Annotated in this window: 7 protein-coding genes; 2 read left to right on the top strand and 5 right to left on the bottom strand. The window is 64.8% G+C overall.

Annotated elements, in window-relative coordinates; translation table 11 throughout:
- Positions 1 to 304: methyl-accepting chemotaxis protein (locus VIR09_RS30500; protein WP_332016273.1), on the top strand; the 304-nt coding region annotated here is incomplete at its 5' end.
- Positions 305 to 599: 295 nt separating this feature from the next.
- Positions 600 to 2195 carry a methyl-accepting chemotaxis protein gene (locus VIR09_RS30495; RefSeq protein WP_332016272.1) on the top strand — a complete coding sequence of 532 codons (1596 nt, stop codon included), beginning with the start codon at positions 600 to 602 and terminating at the stop codon, positions 2193 to 2195.
- 55 nt (positions 2196 to 2250) lie between these two features.
- Here the strand turns inward: VIR09_RS30495 and fliR are convergent, their stop codons facing one another.
- The 5 genes from fliR to fliN all read right to left on the bottom strand — a co-directional run.
- Positions 2251 to 3039 carry a flagellar biosynthetic protein FliR gene (fliR, locus tag VIR09_RS30490; RefSeq protein WP_332016271.1) on the bottom strand — a complete coding sequence of 263 codons (789 nt, stop codon included), beginning with the start codon at positions 3037 to 3039 and terminating at the stop codon, positions 2251 to 2253.
- 34 nt (positions 3040 to 3073) lie between these two features.
- On the bottom strand, positions 3074 to 3343 hold the full coding sequence (fliQ, locus tag VIR09_RS30485; protein WP_008163193.1) for a flagellar biosynthesis protein FliQ: 270 nt from the start codon (positions 3341 to 3343) through the stop codon (positions 3074 to 3076).
- Positions 3344 to 3360: 17 nt separating this feature from the next.
- Positions 3361 to 4152: a flagellar type III secretion system pore protein FliP gene (gene fliP, locus VIR09_RS30480; RefSeq protein ID WP_332016270.1), complete on the bottom strand. Its 792-nt coding sequence runs from the start codon at positions 4150 to 4152 to the stop codon at positions 3361 to 3363.
- Between the two features lie 27 nt (positions 4153 to 4179).
- Positions 4180 to 4503, bottom strand: coding sequence for a flagellar biosynthetic protein FliO (fliO, locus tag VIR09_RS30475; protein WP_332016269.1), 324 nt, complete (start codon positions 4501 to 4503; stop codon positions 4180 to 4182).
- A gap of 10 nt (positions 4504 to 4513) precedes the next feature.
- A partial coding sequence (gene fliN, locus VIR09_RS30470) for a flagellar motor switch protein FliN (protein WP_332016268.1) occupies positions 4514 to 4862 on the bottom strand: 349 nt, incomplete at its 5' end.

Raw genomic sequence — 4862 nt, 5'->3', positions numbered from 1 at the left:
GCAGGAGATCGTGGCCTCGGTGAAGCGGGTGACGGACATCATGGGCGAGATCTCGGCCGCGTCCGAAGAACAATCCAGCGGCATCGACCAGGTGAACCGGGCGGTGTCGCAGATGGACGAGGTGACGCAGCAGAACGCGGCACTGGTGGAAGAGGCGGCCGCGGCCGCGGGTTCGCTGCAGGAACAGGCGCAACGCCTGGCCGAAGCGGTAGCGGTGTTCAAGATCAACGCGGGCGAAGTGATCGAGGTCCCCGCGCACCAACTGTCGGGTGGTTACGCCGCGCCTACGCTGACGCAGGTGTGACGCCAGTCTTCTGAGGTTTGCAAAGGACCGCGGCCGCGCTGATGCGCGGCCGCGGTCCATGTGCTTTACGCCTGAGCGCGCGCGAAACTCATGCGCACGTTAAGTTTTCGAAAATTTGACCGTTAATAACAATAACGCCTGAAAAAAAAGAGCGGTGAACAGCGTTCGAAAGTGTGGGGGCCACGCAGTCCCCGGCTTGACGAACCCGGCGGGGGAACACGTCTATGCGGGGCGTCAGATCCGGTTTGCTTGCCGATACATTCGCTGCTCGACATGATGCACCCGGAGGCAAGCTGTGCGCGTTAACCTACCCGTCCACAATGTAGAAACCAAGCTGCGCGAAGATCAGTACCTGATCTCGCGCACGGATACCAAGGGCCGGATCGTCTATGCGAATCCGGCCTTTGTCGAAGTCAGCGGCTTTTCCCGAGAAGAACTCATCGGCAAGCCGCACAACATCGTGCGCCATCCCGACATGCCGTCCGAAGCCTACGAAGACCTGTGGGAGACGTTGCAGGCGGGCGAATCGTGGCTGGGGCTGGTGAAGAACCGGCGCAAGGACGGCGGCTACTACTGGGTGCTGGCGAATGCGACGCCCATCGTCGAGAACGACGAGGTGGTGGCATATTCGTCGGTGCGTGTGCGCCCGTCCGAAGAGCAGATCGAAATGGCCGAGAACTTGTACGCGCGTATCCGCGAGGGCTCGGCCAAGGGCGTGCGTATCCTGCGCGGACGACCCGTGCGCGCGGGGTGGCGCCGTGGTCTGGACGTCCTGACATTCGCTTTCCGCAGCAATGTCCGCAGCCGCATGCTGCGCCATGCGCTGCTGTCATCCGGAATCATGGCGGGCGCTGGCATCTACGGTCTGCAAGCCAATTGGGCGGAATTGAGCACCCTGGGCGCGAGCCTCGGCTGCGCGGCCATTGCGGTGGGCGTCGGCGCCATCTTCGGCATGGGCTGGCGTTTGTCACGGTCGCTGCTGGATCCGATGGTGGACGCGGCCAATATGGCGCGCCAGGTCGCAGCGGGCAACCTGACCACGCAGATCGTGGCGGATTCCGATGACGAAATCGGGAGCCTGAAGTTCTCGCTGGAAGTGATGCGCAAAAGTCTGATCGGAATCGCTCAGGACGTGTACCGCGGCATCGAAGGCACGACCCATGCCGCAGCGCATATCGCGCGGGGCAATCAGGAACTGGCGGGCCGCACCGAAGGCCAGGCGGCGTCCCTGCAGCAGACCGCCGCCAGCATGGAACAGCTGACGTCCACGGTGAGGCAGAACGCCGACAATGCGCGCCAGGCCAACCAGCTTGCGGCCAGCAGCATGGAAGTGGCGCGCAAGGGCGGTGTGGCGGTGGGGCAGGTGGTGAACACCATGCACGGCATTTCAGACAGTTCGCGCAAGATTGCCGATATCGTCACCATCATCGAGGGAATCGCATTCCAGACCAATATCCTGGCTCTCAACGCCGCGGTCGAAGCGGCCCGCGCCGGGGAGTCCGGCAAGGGTTTTGCGGTGGTGGCGGGTGAGGTCCGCAGCTTGGCGCAGAAGAGCGCCCAGGCCGCCAAGGAGGTCAAGGGCCTGATCGAGGACTCGGTGGAACGCGTGACCGAAGGCTCCCAGCAGGCCGAGCAGGCGGGCGCGACGATGCAGGATATCGTGGCCGCCGTGCACCGCGTGACCGACATCATCGGCGAGATTTCCCAGGCTTCTCAGGAGCAGTCTAGCGGCATCGAGCAGGTGGATACGGCGGTGTCGCAGATGGATGTGATGACGGTGCAGAACACCGCGCTGGTCCAGGACCTGGGCGGCGCCGTCATGCAGCTGGGCAGCCAGTCCGGCGCATTGCGCGAAACGATTCGCGTGTTCCGTCTTACCGGCCAGCAGTAAGGATGGCGGGGCGGTGCCAGGCGCCGCCTTGGCGCCCCGGCGCCAGCCTGGGCCGCTATTTTCCTGCCAGGGCGTCGGCGACCCGGCTCATCGCGGTAAGGCCGGATTCGAATAGCGATTCCAGGAAGGGCCCCGCATGCGGCAGCACGACGGTCAGAATCGTGACGCCGATGATGAGCGTCACCGGAAAGCCGATCGAGAACACGGACAGTTGCTGCGCCGTGCGGTTCAGGATGCCCATGGCCAGGTTGATGGTCAGCAGGGCGCAGATCAGCGGCAACGCCAGCAACAGGCCGGAAACGAAGACGGTCTTGCCCCATTCCACCACCACGCCCCAGCCATTTTGGTGCAGCTGGATCATGGCCACGGGCAGCGTGTCGAAGGACCGCACCAGCGCGGCCAGGACCAGCAGATGGCCGTCCAGCGCCAGAAATGTCAGCATCGCGATGATGTTGAACAGGCGCGACAGTACCGCGGTATTGGCGCCCGAACTCGGATCGAAGAACGAAGCGAACGACAGGCCCATCTGCAGGCCCACGAATTCGCCGGCGGTCTGCACGGCGGCAAACACCAGGCGCATCGTGAAGCCCAGCGCGATGCCGATCAACACCTGCTGCATCACCATCCACAATCCGGCGAAGGAGCCGGGTGCAATCGGAGGCACGGGATCGAGCGCGGGGCTGATCGCGACGGCCAGGACAAACGACAGTCCGATCTTGACCTTGACCGGAATCAGCGATTCGGAGAACAGCGGGGCGGTACCCACGAGCGCCAGGATGCGCACGAACGGCCAGAGAAACTGGCCGATCCAGCCGTTGAGCTGCTCGAGCGTGAAGGCGATCATGGGGTGAGGCCCGGCGTCCGGCGGCGGTAGCCGCTCAGGACACCAGCATGGGGATCTGGCCGATCAGCTGCCGGATGTAGTCGACCATCACGCCGATGAGCCAGGGACCGAGCAGCACCAGCACGCCGCACATGGCCAGCAGCTTCGGAATGAACGACAGCGTCATTTCGTTGATCTGCGTGGCAGCCTGGAAGATGCTGATGACCAGACCCACCACCAGCGTCACGAGCAGCAGCGGCCCGGCCATCGCCAGCACGATCTTCATCGCCTGGTAGGTCATGGTCATGACGGTTTCTGCGGTCATGGCGATTCTCCTCCAGCTTATTGATAGAAGCTCTGGGCCAGCGAACCCATGAGCAGGTTCCAGCCGTCGGCCAGCACGAAAAGCATCAGCTTGAAGGGCAGCGCTACTGTCACCGGCGGCACCATCATCATGCCCAGGGCCATCAGCACGCTGGCGACAACCAGGTCGATGATGAGAAAGGGGATGAAGATGGTGAAGCCGATCTGGAACGCGGTCTTGAGTTCACTGGTGATGAATGCGGGCACCAGGATGCGCAGGGGCACCTGCGAGGGGTCTTCCAGGGCCGGCTGCTTGGCCAGGTTGGCGAACAGCGACAGATCGTTTTCGCGCGTTTGATGCAGCATGAAGGTGCGCAGCGGCGCGGCCGCGCGTTCCACCGCAGCCTCGAACTGGATCGAGCCCTCGGATAGCGGCTTGTAGGCGTCGGTGTAGATCTTGTCGAACACCGGCGACATCGTATAGAAGGTCAGGAACAGGGCGAGGCCGATCAGCACGTGGTTGGGCGGCGACATGGCCGTTCCCATGGCGCTGCGCAGCAGGCCCAGCACGATGATGATGCGGGTGAAGCCCGTCATCATCAGCAGCGCGGCGGGCAGGAACGACAGCGACGTCATCAGCAGCAGGGTCTGCATGCTGAGCGAATAGGTTTCGGAGCCGTTCGGCCCGGGCGTTGCGGTCAGCGCGGGCAGGGTGGCCTGCGCGACGACACCCGCGGGGAACAAGGCCAGGCCTAGCAGGGCCGCGGCGCCGAGCAGATGCAGCGCGCGGGGCCGGGCGCGGACGGATGTCGTGCTTGTGGGCAAACTCATGGGTGTCGCTTGGATGGCGCGGCAGCGCTAGCGGCGCTTGAGCGCCTGGCCCAGCTTGGCCGCGAAGGCGGCGGCGGGCAAGGTCGAAGCCTCCGGCAATTGGCCGGCGGGCAGGGTATGCAGGGTGTTGAGCTGGTTCGGGCCGACGCCCACCACCAGCCAGGTGTTCTCGACTTCCACCACGACGATGCTCTGGCGCGGACCGACCGGCAGGCTGGCCACCTGCCGCAGCAGATTGCCGCCGCCGCGCGGGGTCAGCCCTGCGCGGCGCGCCAGCCAGGCCGAAACCAGGATGGCGGCCACGACCAGGATCAGGCCGATGATGACGCGCAGGAGAGCGGAGTCGTTCATGACGCGAGGGTCAGCGGCGGTTGTTCAAGCGGTTGATCCGCTCGGACGGCGTGATGATGTCGGTCAGGCGGATGCCGTATTTGTCTTCGACGACCACGACTTCGCCTTGGGCGATCAGGTAGCCATTGACGAAGATGTCCATCGGCTCGCCCGCCAGGCCGTCCAACTCGACCACGGAACCCTGGCCCAGCTGGAGCAGGTTCTTGATGGTCAGGCGGGTACGGCCCAGCTCGACCGTCAGCTGGACGGGCACGTCCATGATCAGGTCGATGTCCGCGCCGGCGCCGCCCGTGGCGCCGGCAAGGGGCTTGAACACGGATTGCGCCGCCGATTGCGCTACGGGTGCGGCAGGCGCGGCT

Source organism: Achromobacter sp. (genome assembly GCF_036567245.1).
In the GTDB taxonomy this organism is placed as follows: Bacteria; Pseudomonadota; Gammaproteobacteria; order Burkholderiales; family Burkholderiaceae_B; genus Achromobacter.
This window is presented reverse-complemented; position numbering and strand designations above follow the sequence as displayed.

What these genes read in the sequence shown, in the direction of transcription:
- fliO (WP_332016269.1), bottom strand. Translation starts at nt 4,503, where the DNA reads ATGAACGACTCCGCTCTCCTGCGCGTCATCATCGGCCTGATCCTGGTC.
- fliQ (WP_008163193.1), bottom strand. Translation starts at nt 3,343, where the DNA reads ATGACCGCAGAAACCGTCATGACCATGACCTACCAGGCGATGAAGATC.
- fliR (WP_332016271.1), bottom strand. Translation starts at nt 3,039, where the DNA reads ATGATCGCCTTCACGCTCGAGCAGCTCAACGGCTGGATCGGCCAGTTT.
- fliP (WP_332016270.1), bottom strand. Translation starts at nt 4,152, where the DNA reads ATGAGTTTGCCCACAAGCACGACATCCGTCCGCGCCCGGCCCCGCGCG.